Here is a 22589-nt window from a genome sequence, read left to right on the forward strand (position 1 = left end):
TCGTCCCTGGCGGGGGACGAGGGGGCAGCGATCGGGGGGGGCGTCAGCCGTTGCGGGGGCCGGGGAAGGCGCTGGGCCTGGGGTCCTCGCGGAGTGCGGAGCTGCCCGCGGTGGGCTGGGTCGGCATCGCGCGGGCGGCGGGGACGGACGGCAGGGGGACCCCGACCGGCAGCGGCCGCGTGGCCGTTGCGGTTGCGGTGGCTGTGGCGCCCGCCGCGGCGGGTGCCACAGCCGGGGACGGCACGGTCGGACCCGGTGCAGGCGTCTCCGTGGCGCGCTCCGCCTCGGCCGCCGCCTGCGTGGTGGCCCGTCGCGCGCCGTAACGGCGGTGCACCGCCTGCTTGGTGACGCCGAGCGCCGAGCCCACCGCGTCCCACGAGAACCCGAGCGAGCGGTCGAAGTCCACCGCCGCGGTGACCAGCGTCTCGACGCTGTCCCGCAGTTCCTGGGCGAGGCGGACGGTCGGGGCGGGGGCCCGCCCGTACACGACGAAGCCCGCGGACGGGCTGGAGCGGCGCGGGCGGTAGACGTTCCCGAGCTGGGCGGTGAGCGTACGCAGTGCGTCCACCTGCCGGCGGACCCGCTCGATGTCCCGCACCAAGAGGTGCAGGCTGGCCCGAGCCTGGGCGTCGTGGGTTGCGTGGTCGGCCATGAACAAGCCTCTCGAACCGGCGTTGAAAAGGATGGGCCGCATCCGCGGCCCGGGGGTGGTCAACTCTTTCTTGACCAACGCGCTAGCTCGTGTGGGGTCACGGGGCGGGGGCGTATGTGCATATGCACAGGGCGCGCGCCATTTCGCGCGCCCCCGACACCGTCAACCTCAGGCCGCCGGAACGACCGTCCCGGGCGGCCCCGCGGAGCGGCCCATAGACTGGTGCGCCGCCGTCTCCGCCGGTCCATGGCCGTCGCTCCACCCCTGACCAGAGATCCGAGGTACCCCCCAGTGAAGCTCGTCTTCGCAGGCACTCCCGAGGTGGCCGTCCCCGCCCTTGACGCCCTGATCGCCTCCGACCGGCACGAGGTGGCCGCCGTCGTGACCCGGCCGGACGCGCCCGCGGGACGGGGCCGCAGGCTCGTCGCGAGCCCGGTCGCCGAGCGCGCCGCGGAGGCCGGCATCGAGGTGCTGAAGCCCGCGAAGCCGCGGGACGAGGAGTTCCTGGCCCGGCTGCGCGAGATCGGGCCCGACTGCTGCCCCGTCGTGGCCTACGGCGCGCTGCTGCCGAAGGTGGCCCTGGACGTCCCGGCCCGCGGCTGGGTCAACCTGCACTTCTCGCTGCTGCCGGCCTGGCGCGGCGCGGCCCCGGTGCAGCACGCGGTGATGGCGGGCGACGAGATCACCGGCGCCTCCACCTTCCTGATCGAGCAGGGGCTCGACTCCGGGCCGGTGTACGGGACGGTGACGGAGGCGGTCCGGCCCACCGACACCAGCGGCGACCTGCTCACCCGGCTCGCCTTCGCGGGCGCCGGGCTGCTCGTCGCGACCATGGACGGTATCGAGGACGGCAGCCTGCAGGCCGTGCCCCAGCCGGCCGACGGGGTCACCCTCGCGCCGAAGATCAACGTCGAGGACGCCGAGGTGGACTGGGCCGCCCCGGCCCTCCGCGTGGACCGCGTGGTGCGCGGCTGCACGCCCGCCCCCGGCGCCTGGACCGTCTTCCGCGGCGAACGCCTGAAGATCATCCAGGCCGCGCTGATCCAGGACCGCACCGACCTCGCGCCCGGCGAGCTGTCCGCGGCCAAGAACAACGTGTACGTCGGTTCCGGCTCGCACGCCGTGGAGCTGCTCTGGGTCCAGCCGCAGGGCAAGAAGCCGATGCGCGGCGCGGACTGGGCGCGCGGGGTGCGCATCGCCCCCGGCGAGCGGGTGGGCGCAGGCGACGTAGGCTAGGTGGGTTCGACCCACACCAGCAGCGGAGCACCTTGTGAACGACCAGCCGAAACGGCGTCCCGGCAAGCCGGCGGGCAAGCCGGGGAAGTCCGGCAAGCCCTACCGCCGCCCGCAGAAGGACCCCGTCCGCATCCTCGCCTTCGAGGCGCTGCGGGCGGTGGACGAGCGCGACGCGTACGCCAACCTCGTCCTGCCCCCGCTGCTGCGCAAGGCCCGCGAGAAGGACGAGAACTTCGACGCGCGGGACGCGGCGCTCGCCACCGAGCTGGTCTACGGCACGCTGCGCCGCCAGGGCACCTACGACGCCGTCGTCGCGGCCTGCATCGACCGGCCGCTGCGCGAGGTCGACCCGCCGGTCCTCGACGTGCTCAACCTGGGCGTGCACCAGCTGCTCGGCACCCGCATCCCCACGCACGCCGCCGTCTCCGCGTCGGTGGAGCTGGCGCGCGTGGTGCTCGGCGACGGGCGGGCCAAGTTCGTCAACGCCGTACTGCGCAAGGTCTCCCAGGACGACCTCGACACCTGGGTGGAGCGGGTCGCGCCCCCGTACGACGAGGACGCCGAGGACCGCCTCGCCATCGTCCACTCGCACCCCCGCTGGGTCGTCTCGGCGCTGTGGGACTCGCTCGGGGGCGGCCGCGCCGGCATCGAGGACCTGCTCGAGGCCGACAACGAACGGCCCGAGGTCACCCTGGTGGCACGCCCCGGCCGCGCCACGGCCGACGAACTCCTCGACTCCGTCGGGGCGGACTCCGCGCTGCCGGGCCGCTGGTCGCCGTACGCGGTGCGGCTCAGCGAGGGCGGGGAGCCGGGCTCCCTGGAGGCCGTGCGCGAGGGCCGCGCGGGCGTGCAGGACGAGGGCAGCCAGCTGGTCGCGCTCGCGCTCGCGAACGCGCCGCTGGAGGGCCCCGACACGAAGTGGCTCGACGGCTGTGCGGGCCCCGGCGGCAAGGCGGCGCTGCTCGCCGGGCTCGCCGCCCAGCGCGGCGCCGTGCTGCTCGCCGCCGAGAAGCAGCCGCACCGGGCCGGGCTGGTCGCGCAAGCGCTCGCCGGGAACCCCGGCCCGTACGAGGTGATCGCCGCCGACGGCACCCGCCCGCCGTGGCTCCCCGGCACCTTCGACCGTGTCCTGATGGACGTGCCCTGCACGGGACTCGGCGCACTGCGCCGCCGTCCCGAGGCCCGCTGGCGCCGCCGCCCGCAGGACCTGGAGGGTTTCGCTCCGCTGCAACGCGCGCTGCTGCGCACCGCGTTGGAGTCGGTGCGGGTCGGCGGCGTCGTCGGCTACGCGACCTGCTCGCCGCACCTGGCCGAGACGCGGGCCGTCGTGGACGACGTCCTCAAGCAGACCGGCGGGGCCGAACTCATCGACGCGCGCCCCCTGTTGGTCGACGTGCCGGCGCTGGGCGACGGCCCCGACGTACAGCTGTGGCCGCATCTGCACGGGACGGACGCGATGTACCTGGCGCTGATCCGGCGGACCGCCTGACGGCCGGTCGGTCCCGTCAGGGGAGGTCCGGGGCCGGTCCGTGGTCCTCGGGCCGGCGTGACAGCGCGTGCGGCCACCACACCTTCGGGCCCATGTCCAGGAACAGCGACGTGACCAGGACCGACCGTACGACGAACGTGTCGAGCAGGACGCCCAGGGCGACCGCGAAGCCGATCTCGGCGAAGGCCACCAGCGGGAGCGTGCCGAGCGCCGCGAACGTGCCCGCGAGGACCAGGCCCGCGGACGTGATCACCGCGCCGGTCGCCGCGAGGCCCGTCAGGACGCCCGCCCGGGTGCCCTGGCGGGCCGCCTCCTCGCGGATGCGGGTCGACAGGAAGATGTTGTAGTCGATGCCGAGGGCCACCAGGAAGACGAAGACGAAGAGCGGGAAGTCGGTCGGTTCGCCCGCGTAGTCGAAGAGGTGGCGGAAGGCCAGCGCGCTGAGGCCGAGCGCCGTCGCGAAGGACAGCACCACCGTCGCGATCAGCAGCAGCGGGGCGAGGACCGCGCGCAGCAGCACGCCGAGGATCAGCAGCACCACGAGCAGGACGAGCGGGATGACCAGCTTGTTGTCGTGGGCCGTGGCGCGGTCCATGTCCAGCAGGGCCGCGGTGCCGCCGCCCACCTTTGCGTTCGCGTCGGGCACGGCGTGCACCGCCGCGCGGACCCGTTCCACCGTCCGCTTGGCCGCCGCGCTGTCCGGCGGGTCCGTGGGCGTCGCCTCCAGCAGCACCCGGCCCCCGTGCTCGGCCTTGGTCCCCGGGGGGACGCCGACGCTGCCGGGCTGCACGCCCCGGGTGTCCGCGACGAGTGCGCCGACGCGGTCGGCGCGCGCCCGGTCCGCCACGATCACCAACGGGTCGCCGGAACCCGCGGGGAAGTGCCGCGCGAGCACCTCCTGGCCGGTGATCGAGTCCGGCTTGTCGGTGAACGAGTCGGCGTTGCCGAGCCCTTCGGCCCGCAGTTGCAGCAGACCCAGCGAGAGCAGGGCGAGCACCGCGGCCGTGGTGGCCCAGACGAGCCGCGGGCGGCGGGCGATGCGCCGGCCCGTACGGCACCACAGGCCGCGCTCGGTCGGCTCGGGGGAGCCGACGTGGGGGATCAGCGGCCAGAACAACCACCGGCCGCAGATCACCAGGAGGGCCGGGAAGAGCGTCAGCATCGCCACGAGGCCGACGGCGACGCCGATGGCGGCGACCGGGCCGAGGCCCCGCGTCGAGTTCATCTCGGCGGCCAGCAGCACCAGCATGCTCAGGACGACGGTCGCGCCCGAGGCGAGGACCGCGGGTCCGGCCCGGTGCAGGGCGAGGGCCATCGCCTCGTGGCGGTCCTCGTGACGGCGCAGCTCTTCGCGATAGCGAGCGACGAGGAGCAGGGCGTAGTCGGTCCCCGCGCCGAAGACGAGGACGGTGAGGATGCCCGCGCTCTGGCCGTTGACGGTCAGGTCGGCGTGCGTGGCGAGCTGATGGACGAGGGCCTGGGCCGTGAAGAGCGCGGTGACCACCGCGAGCAGCGGGGCGAGCAGCAGCGTCGGACTGCGATAGGTGAACAGCAGGATCACCACGACGATGCCCGCCGCCGAAAGGAGCAGCGTGGAGTCGATGCCCTCGAACGCCTCGGCGGAGTCGGCGGCGGTGCCGCCAGGACCGGCGACGTGCACGGCCAGGCCTCCGCCGCCCTCGCCCACCCGCTCCCGGACGGCGTCGACGGCGGGACCGATGCGCTTCCAGCCCTCGGCGTCCATGGTGATCGGGACGGACACCTGTGCCGCCTCGGCGCCCGCCTTCTCGTCGTAGAGCGGGCCACGGGTCTCGGCGCCGCGGATCCCGTGCGCGCGCAGTGCCTTCGCCTCGCGCACGTCCTCCGCGATCCGGGCGCGGTCCGCCCCGGTGAGGCCGCCCTCGCGGGCGTACACCACGATGGTGGGTATCACCTCGGGCCTGAACTCGCCCGAGATGTCCAGGACTTGGGTCGACTCCGCGGAGCCGGGCAGCCAGGACTCCGCGTCGTTCTCCTGGGCGTCGGCGAGCTTCTGCGCCAGCGGCGCCGCGACGATCAGCACCACCAGCCAGAACAGCACCACCAGCCACTTGGTGCGCCGCCCGCACACCAGCCACGCGACCCCGCGCCGCCCCTGCCGTCGTCCGTCCGTCACATCCGCCATGGCTTCCCCCCGCTTGCCGTGCGCGGTGCCGTCGAGCCGTCCAGCATGGCACCCCGGGTGCGGCCGCGGCAGCCGCTGTGCCCATGCGGTGGACTGCGGTCAGCAACCCGCGTCGGACATGGCAGGCTTGGGGCATGGCCGTGCAGATCAATCCCAGCATCCTGTCCGCGGACTTCGCCCGTCTTGCCGAAGAGGCACAGGCCGTCGAGGGCGCCGACTGGCTCCACGTCGACGTGATGGACAACCACTTCGTCCCGAACCTCACGCTCGGCGTGCCGGTCGTAGAGTCCCTCGCCCGCGCGACGGACACGCCGCTGGACTGCCACCTGATGATCGAGGACCCCGATCGCTGGGCCCCGCAGTACGTCGAGGCGGGCGCCGGATCCGTCACCTTCCACGCGGAGGCCGCCGCCGCGCCCGTCCGGCTCGCCCGCGAGATCCGCGCCAAGGGCGCCCGCGCCTCCATGGCCCTGAAGCCGGCGACCCCCGTCGAGCCGTACGAGGATCTGCTCCCCGAGCTCGACATGCTGCTGATCATGACGGTCGAGCCGGGCTTCGGCGGCCAGGCCTTCCTGGACATCATGCTGCCCAAGATCCGCCGCACCCGTGACCTGATCGGCAAGTACGGCCTGGAGATGTGGCTGCAGGTCGACGGCGGCGTCTCGGCCGAGACGATCGAGCGCTGCGCCGAGGCGGGCGCCGACGTGTTCGTCGCCGGCTCGGCCGTCTACGGCGCCAAGGATCCGGCGGACGCGGTACGTTCATTGCGCACCCAAGCCGAGGCAAAGACGGCGTCAAGCGCCTGGGCGTGCGACCACTGAGCCAAGGGAACGTGAACGCAGTCCGCCAGGACTGAGCGACAAGGCCGGATCTGCAAGGATGAACGGCGAACCCAGTTTGTGAACAGCAGTGAGGAGAGCGCCGTGTCGGCCATGTCGGCGGGTCGGTCAGCCATGCGGATGGGACCCGCGGAGCTGGTGCAGGCGGCGGCCATGGCCCGCCGCTTCTACCTCGAGGGCAAGTCCAAGATCCAGATCGCCGAGGAGTTCGGCGTCAGCCGCTTCAAGGTGGCCCGGGTCCTGGAGACCGCCCTGGAGCGGGATCTCGTGCGCATCGAGATCCGGGTGCCCGCGGAGCTGGACGCGGAGCGCTCGGACGCGCTGCGCGCCCGCTACGGGCTGCGGCACGCCGTCGTGGTGGAGTCGCCGGCCCCCGCCGACGAGATCGACGAGTCCCCCGACCCGGAGAACCTCGGCGAGGTCGCGGCGGACCTGCTCGGCGAGCTGGTGAACGAGGGCGATGTGCTCGGCCTCGCCTGGGGGCGCTCCACCATCCACATGGCGGCCGCGCTCGACCAGCTGCCGCCGTGCACCGTCGTGCAGCTCACCGGCGTGTACGACGCGGGTACCGCGGAGCGCGGATCGGTCGAGGCGGTCCGCCGCGCCGCCCAGGTCTCCGGCGGCGAGGCCCACCCCATCTACGCCCCGATGCTGCTGCCCGACCCCGCCACCGCGGCGGCGCTGCGCAACCAGACCGGGATCGCCCGCGCCTTCGAGTACTTCGACAAGGTCACGGTCGCCTGTGTCTCCATCGGCTCCTGGGAGCCGGGCATCTCCACGGTCCACGACATGCTCAGCGACGAGGAGCGGGCGCACTACGCCTCGCTGGGCGTCGCCGCCGAGATGTCCGCGCACCTCTTCGACGCCGAGGGCCGCCGGGTCGGACGGGATCTGGGGGAGCGGTGCATCACCGTCGAGGCCGACCGGCTCCGGCGCATCCCCGAGGTCGTCGCCATCGCGGGCGGCCGGCGCAAGGCGGCCGCGATCGACGCGGTGCTGCGGTCCGGTCTCGTCACCAGCCTGGTCACGGACACGGCGGCCGCGGACCAGTTGCTCGTTGCCGGGCCCGCGCCTCGGCCCGCGTTGAACCGGGCGGACCCGGACGGGAGCTGAGCGGCTGCGGGTCGTGGGGGCCGCTCGCGCAGTTCCCCGCGCCCCTTGAGGGGCGCCATGGCAAGGTCGGACACATGGTGCACCGGCTTGTTCCCCGCGTCATGGGGGTGCTGCTCGTCTGCTTCGCGGTTTTCGTCGCGGGGTGCTCGTCCGGGGGCGGTGACGGGGACGCCCCCGACTGGGCCCGCGGCATGGCCACCGTCCGGGCCGACCGGCTGCCCGCCGAGGCGCGCGAGACGCTGCGCCTCATCGACGACGGAGGCCCCTTCCCGTACCGGAAGGACGGCACCGTCTTCGGCAACTTCGAGCGTGAGCTGCCGCGGCAGAAGCGTGGCTACTACCACGAGTACACCGTCCGCACGCCCGGCGAGCGGGACCGCGGGGCCCGCCGCATCGTCACCGGCGGCCACGACGAGGTCTACTACACCGACGACCACTACGCGTCCTTCAAGGCGGTGCTGAGGTAATGGCCCACGACGTCGGCGGGGATCCGCTCACGCCCGTCCTGGCGGCCGCGCGGGGCGCGGGCTGGGACACCACGGCGCTCTCCCTCGCGGGGGTGACGGACAAGACCGCCTTCATGGAGCGCTGCGCCCGCGGACTCGGCCTGCCCGACTGGTTCGGGCGCAACTGGGACGCCCTCGCCGACTGCCTCACCGACCTGTCGTGGGCGCCGCCCGCGCGCGGGCGGCTGCTCGTCGTCTCCGGGTGGCAGGAGTACGCCGACGCGGCGCCGGGGGAGTGGGAGATCGCGCAGGAGGTGTTCTCGGCGGCGGTCGCGTACTGGCGCGGGGCGCGGCCGGGGCTGGAGATCGTGCTCGCGCTCGGGCCCACGGCCACAAAGCCGCCAGGGCCGTCCGCCACGGAGCGTCGCGGGCCCTGAACCGAGTGTTCCGCTTCAGCCGTCGGCTTGGACGATGCCACCACCGCCCCCGTCGCCTGCCTGGGTGATCGTCCCAGGCGGCACAACCCCGGCGGCATGGGAGAATGAAGTACGTGCTTTTCCCTCGGCCTAACTGTCCGGGGGCCACCTCTGATCGACTGGGATGAGCAGCACGTGCGCTTCCTCAATGACATCCAGCCTGCGTACGACCTGACGTACGACGACGTCTTCATGGTCCCGAGGCGCTCCGCCGTCGGCTCCCGCCAGGGCGTGGACCTCTCGTCGCCCGACGGCACCGGCACCACGATTCCGCTGGTCGTCGCCAACATGACCGCGATCGCCGGCCGGCGCATGGCCGAGACCGTCGCCCGCCGCGGCGGCATCGTCGTCATCCCCCAGGACATCCCGATCGAGGTCGTCACCGAGGTCGTCTCCTGGGTCAAGACGCGCCACCACGTCCTGGACACCCCGATCGTCCTGGCCCCCACCCAGACCGTCGCCGACGCCCTCGCGCTGCTGCCCAAGCGCGCGCACAACGCCGGCGTCGTCGTCGACGGCGACCAGAAGCCCGTGGGCGTCGTCACCGACACCGACCTGAGCGGCGTGGACCGCTTCACGCAGCTCTCCGAGGTCATGTCCCGCGACCTGCTGCTCCTGGACGCCGACATCGACCCGCGCGACGCGTTCAACAAGCTGGACCACGCCAACCGGCGGTACGCCCCCGCCGTGGACAAGGACGGCCGTCTCGCCGGCATCCTCACCCGCACCGGCGCCCTGCGCGCCACCCTCTACACCCCCGCGGTCGACGCCAAGGGCGGCCTGCGCATCGCCGCCGCCGTCGGCATCAACGGCGACGTGGCGGGCAAGGCCAAGCAGCTCCTCGACGCGGGCGTCGACACGCTCGTCGTGGACACCGCGCACGGCCACCAGGAGTCGATGATCGCCGCGGTCAAGGCCGTGCGCGGCCTCGACCCGCAGGTCCCGATCGTCGCGGGCAACATCGTCGCCGCCGAGGGCGTGCGCGACCTCATCGAGGCCGGGGCGGACATCATCAAGGTCGGTGTGGGCCCCGGCGCCATGTGCACGACGCGCATGATGACCGGTGTCGGCCGCCCGCAGTTCTCCGCGGTGCTGGAATGCGCCGCCGAGGCCAAGAAGTACGGCAAGCACGTCTGGGCCGACGGCGGGGTGCGCCACCCGCGCGACGTCGCCATGGCGCTGGCCGCCGGCGCGTCGAACGTCATGGTCGGTTCCTGGTTCGCGGGCACGTACGAGTCCCCCGGCGACCTCCAGCAGGACGCCAACGGCCGCCTCTACAAGGAGTCGTTCGGCATGGCGTCGGCCCGCGCGGTGCGCAACCGCACCAGCGAGGAGTCGGCGTACGACCGTGCCCGCAAGGCGCTCTTCGAGGAGGGCATCTCCACCTCCCGGATGTTCCTCGACCCGGCCCGTCCGGGCGTCGAGGACCTGATCGACTCGATCATCGCGGGCGTCCGCTCGTCCTGCACGTACGCGGGCGCCGGCTCCCTGGAGGAGTTCGCCGAGAAGGCGACCGTCGGCGTCCAGAGCGCCGCCGGTTACGCGGAGGGCAAGCCGCTGCACGCCAGCTGGCAGTAGTCCGTACCCAAGCCCTGACGGCCCCCACGGCCCCCCTGCCGTGGGGGCCGTCGCGCTTTCCGGGCGAGGCCTCTGCGCGCAACGGACGAAACGGACGGCGCAACGAAGTGACGTGGATGACCGAAGTGCGCAATGATCATCTGGCGTTGCGCAAGGTTGCTGCATTACGGTCGGGAAGGCGTGGACTCTAGAGTCTGCGCTGTACGTGGTGTGGCGGGGACTGCCTGCTCGGTGGTCCCCGTCTCCTAGCGCGGGTGCCATGGGTCCTCGCCGCCCTGACCGGCAGCGATGAAGGAGCCAGCGCGTGCTCGACCAAGGCGCACCCCCGCAGAACCGCCCAAGCCCGCCGGGCGCCCCCGGCCTCGGCAGCCGCCTCATGCGCCGTAAGCCGGTCGAGAGCCTGGTCGCGGAGGGTGGCCACGGCGAGGGCGGCTCACTGCGGCGCACCCTCGGCATGTGGCAGCTGACCATGATCAGCATCGGTGCCACCCTCGGTACCGGCATTTTCGTCGTCCTCGGCGAAAGCGTCCCCAAGGCCGGTCCCGCCGTCACGATCTCCTTCGTGATCGCCGGCCTCACCGCCCTCTTCTCGGCCCTCTCCTACGCCGAGCTGGCAGGCTCCATCCCGGTCGCCGGCTCCTCCTACTCGTACGCGTACGCAACGATGGGCGAACTCGTCGCCTGGGTGTGCGGCTGGTGCCTGGTCCTGGAGTACGGCGTGTCGGTCGCCGCGGTCGCGGTCGGCTGGGGCGAGTACCTCAACGAACTGCTCGACGGCACCATCGGCGTCACCATTCCCGACGCGCTCTCCGCGGCGCCCGGTGAGACCAGTGGCGCGATCATCAACCTGCCCGGCCTCATCGTCGTGCTGCTCGCCATGGTCTTCCTGCTCGGCGGCGCCAAGGAGTCGGCGCGCGCCAACACGATCATGGTCGTCGTGAAGATCGTCGCCCTGGTGCTCTTCTGCACCATCGGCTTCATGGGCTTCAAGTCCGGCAACTACTCCGACTTCATGCCGCTCGGCATGGCCGGCGTCAGCGCAGCCGGAGCGAGCCTCTTCTTCTCCTACATCGGCTTCGACGCCGCCTCCACCGCCGGTGAGGAGGCGAAGAACCCGCAGCGCGACCTGCCCCGCGCGATCATGCTCTCGCTGATCATCGTCACGGCGCTCTACGTCCTGGTCGCGGCCGTCGCCGTCGGCGCCTGGAACTGGAAGGACTTCGAGGGCTCCGAGGCCACGCTCGCCGCGATCATGAACGATGTCACCGGACAGAGCGTGTGGGGCACGATCCTCGCCGCCGGCGCGGTCATCTCCATCGCCTCCGTCGTCCTCACCGTGCTCTACGGCCAGACCCGCGTCCTGTTCGCCATGTCCCGCGACGGCCTGGTCCCCAAGGCGTTCGGCAAGGTCAGCAAGAACACCGGGACGCCCCGCGTGAACACCGTCATCGTCTCGCTGTTCTGCGGCGCGCTGGCCTCCGTCATCCCGCTCGGCAAGCTCGTCGACGCCACCAGCATCGGCACGCTCTTCGCCTTCGGCCTGGTCAACATCGCGGTGATCGTGCTGCGCCGGACCCGTCCGGACATGCCGCGCACCTTCCGGGTGCCGCTCGGCTTCCTCTTCCCGGTGCTCGGCTTCGGGTTCTGCGCGTACAACATGTTCAGCCTCGACTCCGTCACCTGGGTCGTGTTCGGTGTCTGGATGGCCGTCGGCCTCGTGTTCTACTTCCTGTACGGCATGAGCCGCTCCCGATTGGCCACAGCAGAGAAGTGATCCACCCCCCGTGCGACTGAACGATCTCGACGAACGCATCGTGCACGCCCTCGCCGAGGACGCCCGCCGTTCCTACGCCGACATCGGCCAGCTGGTCGGACTCTCCGCGCCCGCCGTGAAGCGGCGCGTGGACCGGCTGCGGGCCACCGGGGCCATCACCGGCTTCACGGTCCGCGTCGACCCGGCGGCCCTCGGCTGGGAGACCGAGGGGTTCATCGAGATCTACTGTCGCCGGAACACCTCGCCGGAGGCGATCCAGCGGGGTCTCGAGCGGTATCCCGAGATTGCGTCCGCGTCCACCGTCACGGGGGACGCGGACGCGATCGTCCAGGTCTTCGCTGCGGACATGCGGCATTTCGAGCGGGTCCTGGAGCGGATCGCCGGGGAGCCGTTCGTCGAGCGGACGAAGTCCGTGCTCGTTCTCTCGCCGCTGATGCGGCGGTTCTCCTCCGGTGCGCCTGCCTAGTGCGGCCTGCTTAGCGCCGCCCGCCCGGCGCGGCCCGCCCGGCCGGAGCGCTCCTGCCTCCGGCGTCCGGATGGGCGTCGAAGGTGAGGGTCGCTTCGTCGCCGGGCGACCGGTCCGGCACGACGGTCGCGGTCAGAGCGGTGGCCGCCCGCCCGGGATGTAGGGGATCCGACGCGGCAGTCCTCGGCCGAGCGCGTCCGGGCGTCGGGGCTGGTCTCGGTGATGATCCTCCCGGTCGCCGTGACACCACCACGGCACCGGTCCCACACCGCCGCGCAACGAATCGCCGCCCCATGAGACACACGCGCAACAGATCGCCCAGTGGCCTGCAACGGTCGCGCCTTGTCGGCGTGCGGCCGCCGACCGTACCGTCATAGCGACCCCGCTTCCCCCCTCCGTACGCCTTGAGGTTCCGCCATGCCTGCGCTGCGCACCGCCCTGCTCCAGAGCTCCGGGCGGCTCGGATCCGTCGACGAGAACCTCGCGTCGCTGGACGGAGCCGCCGGACGGGCCGCCGCCGCGGGCGCCGGTCTGCTCGTGGCGCCGGAGCTGTTCCTCACCGGGTACGCGATCGGCGACGACATCGCCCGGCTCGCCGAGCCCGCGGACGGCCCGTCCGCCGGGGCCGTCGCCGAGATCGCCGCGCGCCACGGGGTCGGCGTCGCCTACGGCTACCCGGAGCGGGCCGGCGAGGTCGTCCACAACTCCGTCCAGCTGATCGGCCCGGACGGCGCCTCGCGGGCGAACTACCGCAAGACCCACCTCTTCGGCGGCTTCGAGCGTGACGCCTTCGCCCCCGGTGAACAGACCGTCGTCCAGGCCGAGTTGGGCGGCATCCGGATCGGCCTGCTGATCTGCTACGACGTGGAGTTCCCGGAGAACGTCCGCGCGCACGCCCTCGCCGGCACCGACCTGCTGGTGGTCCCCACCGCGCAGATGCACCCCTTCCAGTTCGTCGCCGAGTCCGTCGTGCCGGTCCGCGCCTTCGAGAGCCAGATGTACGTCGCGTACGTCAACCGGGTCGGCCCCGAGGGCGAGTTCGAGTTCGTCGGGCTCTCCACGCTCGCCGGGCCCGACGGCGTCGCGCGCGCCCGCGCCGGCCGTGGCGAGGAGCTCGTGTTCGGCGACGTCGACCCCGAGTTCCTGGCGGCCTCCCGCGAGAACAACCCCTACCTCCGCGACCGCCGCCCCGGCCTGTACGCGTCCCTCGGCTGACCCCGCCCCAGCCTCCCCGTCCTGTCCTTCAGTTCCGTGCAAGGAGTCCGTACCCCATGACGTCCACGGTGCCCACCGCCGTCCAGCACACCGACGCGCAGCCGCCGATCACCATGTTCGGGCCGGACTTCCCCTACGCCTACGACGACTTCCTCGCGCACCCCGCGGGCCTCGGCCAGATACCCGCGACCGAGCACGGCACCGAGGTCGCCGTCATCGGCGGCGGTCTCTCCGGCATCGTCGCCGCGTACGAACTGATGAAGATGGGCCTCAAGCCCGTCGTCTACGAGGCCGACCAGATCGGCGGCCGGCTGCGGACCGTCGGCTTCGAGGGCTGCGACGGCGACCTCACCGCCGAGATGGGCGCGATGCGCTTCCCGCCGTCCTCCACGGCGCTGCAGCACTACATCGACCTGGTGGGCCTGAAGACCCAGCCGTTCCCCAACCCGCTCGCCGAGTCCACCCCCTCCACGGTCGTCGACCTCAAGGGCGAGTCGCACTACGCCGAGACCGTCGCCGACCTGCCGCAGGTCTACCGCGACGTGGCGAAGGCGTGGAACGACTGCCTGGAGGAGGGCGCGGACTTCTCCGACATGAACCGCGCCCTGCGCGAGCGCGACGTGCCCACGATCCGCGAGATCTGGTCCAAGCTGGTCGAGAAGCTCGACAACCAGACCTTCTACGGCTTCCTCTGCGACTCCGCGGCGTTCAAGTCCTTCCGCCACCGCGAGATCTTCGGCCAGGTCGGCTTCGGCACCGGCGGCTGGGACACCGACTTCCCGAACTCCATCCTGGAGATCCTGCGCGTCGTCTACACCGAGGCCGACGACCACCACCGCGGCATCGTCGGCGGCAGCCAGCAGCTGCCCCTTCGCCTGTGGGACCGCGAGCCGCAGAAGATCGTGCACTGGGAGCCCGGTACGTCCCTGAGCTCGCTGCACGAGGGCGGTGCGCCGAAGCCCGCGGTGACCCGCCTCGACCGCACCGCGGGCAACCGCGTCACCGTCACCGACGCCTCCGGCGACATCCGCACCTACCAGGCGGCGATCTTCACCGCCCAGTCCTGGCTGCTGCTCTCCAAGATCGCGTGTGACGACACGCTCTTCCCCATCGACCACTGGACGGCGATGGAGCGGACCCACTACATGGAGTCCTCCAAGCTGTTCGTGCCGGTCGACCGGCCCTTCTGGCTGGACAAGGCCGTCGACGACATGGGGAACCCGACGGGGCGCGACGTCATGTCGATGACGCTCACCGACCGGATGACGCGCGGCACCTACCTGCTCGACGACGGGCCGGACAAGCCCGCCGTCATCTGCCTCTCCTACACCTGGTGCGACGACAGCCTGAAGTGGCTGCCGCTGTCGGCGAACGAGCGCATGGAGGTCATGCTCAAGTCGCTCGGCGAGATCTACCCGAAGGTCGACATCAGGAAGCACATCATCGGCAACCCGGTGACCGTCTCCTGGGAGAACGAGCCCTACTTCATGGGCGCCTTCAAGGCGAACCTGCCGGGCCACTACCGCTACCAGCGGCGCCTGTTCACCCACTTCATGCAGGATCGCCTGCCGGCGGACAAGCGGGGGATCTTCCTCGCCGGGGACGACATCTCCTGGACGGCGGGATGGGCCGAAGGCGCGGTGCAGACCGCGCTGAACGCGGTGTGGGGCGTCATGCACCACTTCGGGGGTGCGACCGATGCGACCAACCCCGGTCCCGGGGATGTGTACGACGAGATCGCTCCCGTGGAGTTGCCTGAGGACTGACCGCGCCGTTGCGGGTGCGGTGCGTGGGGGGCTGCCGGGCCGTTGTGGCTGGTCGCGCAGTTCCCCGCGCCCCTGAGGCCTGCCCCCTCGGGGCGGCCCCAGGGCCTATACCCCCGCCGCCCGCGCCGCCTCGTACACCTCCGCCGCCACGTCCGTCAGCTCCTGCGCGTCCCGCGTGCTGCCCTGCAGTTCGACGAGGATCTCCTCCACCGCGCCCGTCGACGCGTGGGCCTGGAGGTCCTCGACGATCTGCGCGACGTTGCCCCGGAAGGGGGCGCGCTCGTCGCCCTCGTACGCGGTCGGCGTGTACCGGGCGTTGGCCCGCATGACGCTCTGGAGCGGCCTCGTGCGGCCCCGCTCGGCGGCCAGTTCCTTGAGGGTCCGCGCCTGCTCGGCCAGCTGTTCCGCGCCCGTGCCCACCGGCATCCAGCCGTCGGCGCGGTCCACCAGCCTGCGCAGGGCCCGGGGGCTGTTCGCGGGCAGCAGGATCGGGATGGGCCGGGCCGGTTTGGGGCCGACCACGGCGGGCGCGATGGTGGTCAGCTCGCCTTCGTACGACACCGGGTCCGGGCCCCACACCGCGTGGCACACGTCGATCAGCTCGTCCAGGACCTTGCCGCGCCGCTCGAACGGGGCGACCGAGGCCGCGGCGTACTCGTCGTGGGACCAGCCCGTGCCGAGCCCCGCGACCACCCGGCCGCCGCTTGCCGCGTCCAACGAGGCCAGCGAGCGGGCGAGTTGGAACGGCACGTGCAGCGGCGCGACCAGCACGCTGGTGCCGATACGGGCGCGTTCGGTGGCCGCGGCGGCGAGCGTCAGAGTGATCAGCGGATCGGCGACGGAGCGGTAGCTGTCGGGCCAGGGGAGGCCCGGGATCCCGTAGAGCCCCTGGGTGGCCGGCTCGGGGTAGAGGATCCGCTCGTAGACCCACAGGCTGTCGTAGCCGGTGTCCTCGGCGGCCCGGGCCACCGCGGGGACGTCACGGCCGATGTCGTACTGCCTGCCCTGCGGGAGACTCAGACCGAGTCGGATCGCCATGCCGGTGCTCCTTCGCGTCGGGAACGGTGCCTTCCACGTACAACGATCGTGCGTTTCAACGTACAACGACCGCCCGGGAGTTACCGGGGGACCTGCTCCAGCCTGGCCGAAACGGTCCCTTCCCGATCCGCCGGGACGCCGGTCAGTCCGGCAGCGGCGTCAGCAGGATCCGCCCCACCAGGCCCACCGCCCCGTCCAGCCGCTCACCGAACTCCGCGGCGACACCCGGCAGATCGCGCAGCGCCCACAGCGCCCGCGCGGAGGCCCACGCGCCGTCCCTGGCGCGCTCCAGACTCCACGAGCCGGCCAGATGGGTCAGCGGGTCGCCGACCTGAAGGAGGTCGGGTCCGGGCATCAGCTCCTCTCGGATGTGCTCTTCGAGCGCCGCGAGTACGTCGCCCACGCGGTCGAACGCGTCCTCCAGGTCGGCCGGTTCGCAGCCGAGAGCGCGGCAGGCGTCCACGAGCGCCAGCGCCAGATCGTGCCCGATGTGCGCGTTGATGCCGGCGAGCGCGAACTGCAGGGGGCGCACCCCGGGATGGCGGCGGTACTGGAACAGCGGGCGCCAGCAGGCGGGCGGACGGCGCCCGTCGGACGCCGCGTCGACGGCGGCGAAGTAGCGCTCGGCGAAGCAGACGTCCAGGGCCACCGCCGATCGGGCGTCGGCGAACACTCCGTGCCCCAGGTGCCGGGCGACCTCCTCGGTCACCGCGAGATAGACGCGGTTGAAGACGGCCACCCCGTCCCGCGGATGCCACTCGTCGCCGAGCGCCCGCATCCGTGCCGCCACGCCGTCGACCCCGTACGAGGGGGTCCCCAACTCCGCGAACCGCTCCAACTGCGCCATGGGGGCAGGGTCCCAGCCCCGGGCCCGGCGGGGCGTCAGCGCACCGGGTGCTTCCCCGAAACGAGGGAACGCCCGGCGACGTCGCGGACGCGGTCCGGGGCGCAGGACCTGCGGCGCAGGCTGGCCGCGACCGACCCGGTGACCAGGGCCGCGGCCATCAGGAGCGCGCTGAGCCAGAGCGGCGAGCGGTAGCCGAGCCCCGCCGAGAGCGCCAGGCCGCCGAGCCACGGACCCACCGCGCCGCCCACGTTGAAGGCGGCGGTGGCGAAGCCGCCCGACAGGTGGGGCGCCTCGGCCGCCGCGTACAGCGCCTGCGAGATGAGCGTGGAGCCGACACCGAACGACAGCGCGCCCTGGACCGGGACCAGGACGAGCGCCGCCACCGGATGCGCGGCGGTCAGCGCGAACACGGCCCAGCCGGTGAGCAGCGCGAGCGACCCGGCGACCAGCAGCGGCACGGGCCGCACGTCGGCGACGCGGCCGCTCGCGGTGACGCCCACGAAGGAGCCGAGGCCGAACAGGGCGAGCACCACCGGCACCCACGCCGTGCCGAGCCCGGTGACGTCGGTGACCAGCGGCGCCAGATACGTGAACGAGCAGAACGTGGCGCCGTTCACCAGCGCGCCGAGCAGCAGCGTCACCGAGAGCCGCGGGGAGCGCAGCGCCCGCAGCTCACCGAGCGCGCCGGGGCCCGTGGGGCGCGGGCGTCCGGCGGGCACCGCGCGGGCGACGGCGAACACGGCGGGCAGCGAGATCAGGGCGACGGCCCAGAACGCCGAGCGCCAGCCCCACACCTCGCCGAGCAGCGCCCCCGCGGGCACCCCGGCGACACAGGCGACGGTCACGCCGCCGAGGAGCGTGGACGTGGCGCGGCCCTTGGCGTCGGGCGCCACCATGTCGGTGGCCGTGACCAGGGCGACGGCGAGGAACCCCGCGTTGGCGAGGGCGCCGGCGATCCGGGTCGCGAGCAGCACCGCGAAGCTCGTGGTGAGCGCGCCGACGACGTGCGCGAGCAGGAAGCCGGTGAGGAAGGCGAGCAGTGCGCTCCGGCGGGCGAAGCGGCGGCTCAGGGCGGCCATCAGGGGTGCGCCGACGACCATTCCGAGGGCGAACGCCGAGGTCAGATGGCCCGCGGTGGGGATGGACACGCCGAGGTCGCGCGCGATGTCCGGGACGAGGCCGGACAGCATGAACTCGGAGGTGCCTTGCGCGAACACGGCAAGGCCGAGCAGATGGAGGACAACGGGCACAGCGGAACTCCGCAACCATGGTGTGGATCAAGGGATCGGGACACGGTGCGGTGGTCCGGTGGTGAGGGTGCCGGGGTCGCGGACGGCCGCCGAGCGGCGGCGGGAACGTCAGCGCGAGCGCGCGGGAAGCCACCGGACGACCGGTGGCGGGAGTCTGTCGGACTCGGGGCTGGACATGATGCGCACCCTAGGCAGCGGGCGCGCACCACGTCCAGCGAATTCAGCGCTCCTTGGGCGCGGCGCTCTCGTCGTCGTACGCCGACGTGCCTGAATCCAGCAGCGGTTCCTGGGACTTGAGGTGCGCCGGGGCGAAGGCCCGCAGCACGTGGTAGCCGGTGATGACGACGATCGTGCCGAGCGCGATGCCGCTCAGCTCGAAGTTGTCGCTGATCTTCAGGGAGACGCCGCCGACGCCGATGATGATGCCCGCGGCGGCCGGCACCAGGTTGAGCGGGTTGCGCAGGTCCACCCCGGCGTTGATCCAGATCTGGGCGCCGAGCAGGCCGATCATGCCGTACAGGATGACGGTGATGCCGCCGAGCACGCCGCCGGGGATCGCGGCGACGACCGCGCCGAACTTGGGGCACAGCCCGAAGAGCAGGGCGAAGCAGGCCGCGGCCCAGTAGGCGGCCGTGGAGTAGACGCGGGTCGCGGCCATCACGCCGATGTTCTCGGAGTACGTGGTGTTGGGCGGGCCGCCGACCGCGGTGGAGAGCACGGACGCGGCGCCGTCGGCGGAGATCGCCGTGCCGAGCTTGTCGTCGAGGTTGTCGCCGGTCATCTCGCCGACGGCCTTCACGTGGCCCGCGTTCTCCGCGACCAGCGCGATGACGACGGGCAGCGCCACGAGGATCGCCGACCACTCGAAGCTGGGCGCGTGGAACGACGGCAGGCCGATCCAGTCGGCCTTGCCGACGGCGGACAGGTCCAGACGCCAGTGGTCGACGACCTTGCCCGAGGCGTCCGCGGAGTGGATCCGGCCGAAGACCTGGTCGAAGAGGTACGAGATGCCGTAGCCGAAGATCAGCCCGAGGAAGATCGCGACGCGCGACCAGAAGCCGCGCAGACACACCACGGCCAGACCGGTGAAGAGCATCACCAGGAGGGCCGTCCACTGGTCCTGCGGCCAGTACGTCGAGGCGGTGACCGGCGCGAGGTTGAAGCCGATCAGCATGACGACCGCGCCGGTCACGATCGGCGGCATCGCGGCGTGGATGATCCGCGCCCCGAACTTCTGCACCGCGAGGCCGACCACGAAGAGCGCGGCCCCGACCACCAGGACCGCGCCGGTCACCGTGGCGCTGGAGCCGCCCTGCGCGCGGATGACCGCGGCGACGCCCACGAAGGAGAGCGAGCAGCCGAGGTAGCTGGGCACCCGGCCGCGGGTGGCGAGCAGGAAGATGACGGTCGCGACGCCCGACATCATGATGGCCAGATTCGGGTCGAGCCCCATGAGGACGGGCGCGACGAAGGACGCCCCGAACATCGCCACCACGTGCTGCGCGCCGAGCCCGAAGGTGCGGGGCCAGGAGAGCCGCTCGTCGGGGCGGACGACGGCGCCCGGGGCGGGGGTGCGGCCGTCGCCGTGCAGTTTCCAGCGCACGCCGAGATCCATGGTGAGTGTCGCTTTCTGTGCGCTGGGCCGGGCCGCGCCGCTTGGCTCGATGGCCCGAAATGATCGACGCCATGTTAATGCGACATGAGTGCGGCTTCGCTCCCGTGCGGCTTCGCTCCCGCGCGGCGTCAGGTCCGCGGGCCGGGCGCCGCCGCGTCGGCGGGACTGGCCTGCGCCGCCTTGCGGCCGTCCGTGCGCAGCACGCCGGCGAAGACGGTGAGGCCGCAGGCGAGCAGCGTGACCAGACCGAACGAGACCACCAGGCTCGTCGCGTCCGCCAGCGTGCCGATCGCGGACGGGGCGATCAGGCCCGAGGTGTACGTGATGGTGGCGACGCCCGCGATGGCCTGGCTCGGGTTGGGACCGCTGCGCCCGGCCGCGGCGAAGGCGAGCGGCACCACGACCGCGATGCCGAGCCCGAGGAGCGCGAAGCCGCCCATGGCCATCACCGGGTGGGTCGCGAACACCACGAGGAGACCGCCGAGGACCGCGAGGACCCCGCCCGCCCGCACCGTGCGCACCGCGCCGAACCGGTTCACCACGGCGTCGCCGCCCAGCCGCGCGAGGGCCATGGTGAGCGTGAACCCGGTGGTGCACGCGGCGGCGGCACCGGCCGACGTGTCCAGCACGTCCCGCAGGTAGACGGCCGACCAGTCCAGGCTGGCGCCCTCCGCGAAGACCGCGCAGAAGCCGACCGCGCCGATCAGCAGGGCCGACTTGGGCGGCAGCGAGAACCGCGGCGGCGCCTCCTCCTCGGGCTCCGCCTGCAGATCGAGGACCTGCTGGCAGGCGAGGAGACCGAGCGCGGTGAGGGCGATGGCGGCCAGCACGTGGTGCAGCCGGGCGTCGGAGCCCAGGTGCGCGGCGACGGTGCCGGCCGCGGAGCCGATCAGGGCGCCGACGCTCCACATGCCGTGCAGGCCCGACATGATCGACTTCCGCATCAGCGTCTCGGTCTCGACGCCGATCGCGTTCATCGTCACGTCCGACATGCCGGAGGTCGCGCCGTACACGAAGAGCGCCAGGCAGAGGGTGAGCAGGTTGGGCGCGAGCGAGGGCAGGATCAGGGCCGTCGTCCACAGCGCGAGCAGCCCGCGCAGCGCGTTGCGGGCGCCGTAGCGGTGGCTGATCCGGCTCGCCAGCGGCATGGCGAGGGAGGCGCCGATCGCCGGGAAGGCGAGGGCGAGCCCGAGCGTGCCCGCGCCGACCGAGGCGTGCTCCTGGATCCAGGGCACCCGGGTCGCGAAGGAGCCGGTGACCGCGCCGTGCACACAGAACACGGTCGCCACGGCGATCCGCGCCCGCCTCAACCGGTCGTTGTCGTAGACCACTTCACTCATGTGCTCCGCCCCTCCCGAGTGCTGTCCGCTACGGCGACGTAAACTATCAGGAACCCTGCCTGATAAATAGAACGTTCCTGTGGGAGGATCCGGCCATGCCTGTCTCGCCTGCCTCACCGAGTACCGCCCGGGCCATCAACGACCGGCTCGCGCTGGGCCTCCTGCAGAGCGAGGGCCCACTGACCGCGAACCAGTTGAAGCAGCTCACCGGCCTGTCCCGGCCCTCGGTGGCCGACCTCGTCGAGCGGCTCCAGGGCTCCGGCCTCATCACGGTCGTCGGGGAGGCGGGCGCCCAGCGGCGCGGCCCGAACGCCCGGCTCTACGGCATAGTCGCGGACCGCGCCCACCTCGCCGCCCTCGACGTGCGCACCGACAGCGTCTCCGTCGTCGTGACCGATCTGCTCGGCGCGGTACTCGCCGAGGCCTCCGCCCCCATCGGCGGCGACACCGGCACCGAGCCCGCCGTCGAGCGCGCCGTCGCCCTCGTCGAGCGCGCGGCCCGCGAGGGCGGCGTCCAGCGGCTGCACACCGTCGGCATCGGCGCCCCCGGCCTCATCGACCCCGCCACCGGCGACCTGCACGACACCTCCGCGCTGCCCGCCTGGCACCGCCGCCTCTCCGGCGCCCTCCAGGAACGGCTCGGCGTGCGCGTCCTGGTGGAGAACGAGACCAACCTCGCGGCCCGCGCCGAGCGGCGCGACGGCGCCGCGCACGACCGGGACACCTTCGTGCTGCTCTGGCTCGGCGACGGCGTGGGCGCGGCCGTCGTCCTCGACGGCGTGCTGCGCCGGGGCGCGTCCGGGGGCGCCGGCGAGATCGGCTTCCTGCCGGTGCCCGGCACCGGCTCCCTGCCGTCCGCCACCGGCTGCGAGGGCGGCTTCCACTCGCTGGCCTGCGCCGCCGCGCTCCGCGAACTCGGCGCGGAACACGGCCTGTTGAAGCCCGACATGACCGCCGCCGAGCTGCTGCGGCACGCGGTGGAGAGCGGCGAGAGCGACTTCCTGGACGCCGTCGCCGACCGGGTCGCGGTCGGCGCGGCCGCGGTCTCCGCGATCCTCGACCCCGGCTGTGTCGTCCTGGGCGGCGAGGTGGGCCGGGCGGGCGGCCCCGCGCTCGCCGGCCGGGTCGCGGACCGCGTCACCGCGATGTCGCCGCTGCACACCGAGGTGCGCGCCGGCACGCTCGGCGGCGCCGCGGTGCTGCGGGGCGCGCTGCTGGCCGCGCGGGACGCGGCGCAGGACGACGTCTTCGGGCCGCGCCCGGGGCGCTGACCCCGCGTTCCGCC

The 22589-nt window shown here is 73.0% G+C and carries 19 protein-coding genes; 12 read left to right on the forward strand and 7 right to left on the reverse strand.

Features of this window, described 5'->3' with window-relative positions:
• Window positions 1–43 precede the first annotated feature (43 nt).
• Window positions 44–652 carry a hypothetical protein gene (locus ACZ6B8_RS28525; protein WP_471609111.1) on the reverse strand — a complete coding sequence of 203 codons (609 nt, stop codon included), beginning with the start codon at window positions 650–652 and terminating at the stop codon, window positions 44–46.
• A 291-nt stretch (window positions 653–943) separates the two neighbouring features.
• Between ACZ6B8_RS28525 and fmt the strand changes: the two genes are divergently transcribed.
• On the forward strand, window positions 944–1888 hold the full coding sequence (gene fmt / locus ACZ6B8_RS28530) for a methionyl-tRNA formyltransferase (RefSeq protein ID WP_471609112.1): 945 nt from the start codon (window positions 944–946) through the stop codon (window positions 1886–1888).
• A 34-nt stretch (window positions 1889–1922) separates the two neighbouring features.
• Window positions 1923–3377, forward strand: a complete 1455-nt coding sequence (locus ACZ6B8_RS28535; protein ID WP_471609113.1) for an RsmB/NOP family class I SAM-dependent RNA methyltransferase — start codon at window positions 1923–1925, stop codon at window positions 3375–3377.
• Between the two features lie 16 nt (window positions 3378–3393).
• Here the strand turns inward: ACZ6B8_RS28535 and ACZ6B8_RS28540 are convergent, their stop codons facing one another.
• Window positions 3394–5541, reverse strand: a complete 2148-nt coding sequence (locus ACZ6B8_RS28540) for an MMPL family transporter (protein ID WP_471609114.1) — start codon at window positions 5539–5541, stop codon at window positions 3394–3396.
• Between the two features lie 134 nt (window positions 5542–5675).
• On the opposite strand from ACZ6B8_RS28540, the gene rpe reads away from it, so the two are divergent.
• The 9 genes from rpe to ACZ6B8_RS28585 all read left to right on the forward strand — a co-directional run bounded on the left by rpe (window position 5676) and on the right by ACZ6B8_RS28585 (window position 15214).
• A complete protein-coding gene (gene rpe, locus ACZ6B8_RS28545) occupies window positions 5676–6362 on the forward strand; it encodes a ribulose-phosphate 3-epimerase (protein WP_471081077.1) in 687 nt (228 codons plus the stop codon).
• 78 nt (window positions 6363–6440) lie between these two features.
• Window positions 6441–7493 (forward strand): sugar-binding transcriptional regulator, encoded by a 1053-nt coding sequence (locus ACZ6B8_RS28550; RefSeq protein WP_471081080.1) that lies wholly within the window; start codon window positions 6441–6443, stop codon window positions 7491–7493.
• 74 nt (window positions 7494–7567) lie between these two features.
• Window positions 7568–7960 carry a guanyl-specific ribonuclease gene (locus ACZ6B8_RS28555; protein WP_471609115.1) on the forward strand — a complete coding sequence of 131 codons (393 nt, stop codon included), beginning with the start codon at window positions 7568–7570 and terminating at the stop codon, window positions 7958–7960.
• A complete protein-coding gene (locus ACZ6B8_RS28560; RefSeq protein ID WP_471609116.1) occupies window positions 7960–8376 on the forward strand; it encodes a barstar family protein in 417 nt (138 codons plus the stop codon). The genes ACZ6B8_RS28555 and ACZ6B8_RS28560 overlap by 1 nt, the downstream gene beginning before the upstream one ends.
• A gap of 174 nt (window positions 8377–8550) precedes the next feature.
• Window positions 8551–9993 (forward strand): GuaB1 family IMP dehydrogenase-related protein, encoded by a 1443-nt coding sequence (locus ACZ6B8_RS28565; protein ID WP_471081089.1) that lies wholly within the window; start codon window positions 8551–8553, stop codon window positions 9991–9993.
• Between the two features lie 304 nt (window positions 9994–10297).
• On the forward strand, window positions 10298–11767 hold the full coding sequence (locus ACZ6B8_RS28570) for an amino acid permease (RefSeq protein ID WP_471081092.1): 1470 nt from the start codon (window positions 10298–10300) through the stop codon (window positions 11765–11767).
• A gap of 10 nt (window positions 11768–11777) precedes the next feature.
• Window positions 11778–12233 carry an Lrp/AsnC family transcriptional regulator gene (locus ACZ6B8_RS28575; protein WP_356258781.1) on the forward strand — a complete coding sequence of 152 codons (456 nt, stop codon included), beginning with the start codon at window positions 11778–11780 and terminating at the stop codon, window positions 12231–12233.
• A 417-nt stretch (window positions 12234–12650) separates the two neighbouring features.
• The gene (locus ACZ6B8_RS28580) at window positions 12651–13448 is read left to right on the forward strand and encodes a carbon-nitrogen hydrolase family protein (protein WP_471609117.1); all 798 of its coding nucleotides are present in this window, start codon (window positions 12651–12653) and stop codon (window positions 13446–13448) included.
• A 56-nt stretch (window positions 13449–13504) separates the two neighbouring features.
• Entirely contained in the window at window positions 13505–15214 is a 1710-nt protein-coding gene (locus tag ACZ6B8_RS28585; protein WP_471081099.1) for a flavin monoamine oxidase family protein, read from the forward strand.
• Window positions 15215–15319: 105 nt separating this feature from the next.
• Here the strand turns inward: ACZ6B8_RS28585 and ACZ6B8_RS28590 are convergent, their stop codons facing one another.
• The 5 genes from ACZ6B8_RS28590 to ACZ6B8_RS28610 form a co-directional block, all read right to left on the reverse strand.
• The gene (locus ACZ6B8_RS28590) at window positions 15320–16252 is read right to left on the reverse strand and encodes an LLM class F420-dependent oxidoreductase (RefSeq protein WP_471609118.1); all 933 of its coding nucleotides are present in this window, start codon (window positions 16250–16252) and stop codon (window positions 15320–15322) included.
• A gap of 142 nt (window positions 16253–16394) precedes the next feature.
• Window positions 16395–17099 (reverse strand): DUF5995 family protein, encoded by a 705-nt coding sequence (locus ACZ6B8_RS28595; RefSeq protein ID WP_471609119.1) that lies wholly within the window; start codon window positions 17097–17099, stop codon window positions 16395–16397.
• 35 nt (window positions 17100–17134) lie between these two features.
• On the reverse strand, window positions 17135–18349 hold the full coding sequence (locus ACZ6B8_RS28600; protein ID WP_471609120.1) for a Cmx/CmrA family chloramphenicol efflux MFS transporter: 1215 nt from the start codon (window positions 18347–18349) through the stop codon (window positions 17135–17137).
• A 220-nt stretch (window positions 18350–18569) separates the two neighbouring features.
• On the reverse strand, window positions 18570–19964 hold the full coding sequence (locus ACZ6B8_RS28605) for a uracil-xanthine permease family protein (RefSeq protein WP_471081112.1): 1395 nt from the start codon (window positions 19962–19964) through the stop codon (window positions 18570–18572).
• Between the two features lie 128 nt (window positions 19965–20092).
• Window positions 20093–21304 (reverse strand): MFS transporter, encoded by a 1212-nt coding sequence (locus tag ACZ6B8_RS28610; protein WP_471081115.1) that lies wholly within the window; start codon window positions 21302–21304, stop codon window positions 20093–20095.
• A gap of 95 nt (window positions 21305–21399) precedes the next feature.
• Between ACZ6B8_RS28610 and ACZ6B8_RS28615 the strand changes: the two genes are divergently transcribed.
• Complete coding sequence (locus tag ACZ6B8_RS28615; protein ID WP_471609121.1) at window positions 21400–22575, forward strand: ROK family transcriptional regulator; 1176 nt, start codon at window positions 21400–21402, stop codon at window positions 22573–22575.
• Window positions 22576–22589 lie beyond the last annotated feature (14 nt).

It is taken from the genome of Streptomyces sp. NPDC041122 (assembly GCF_055592445.1).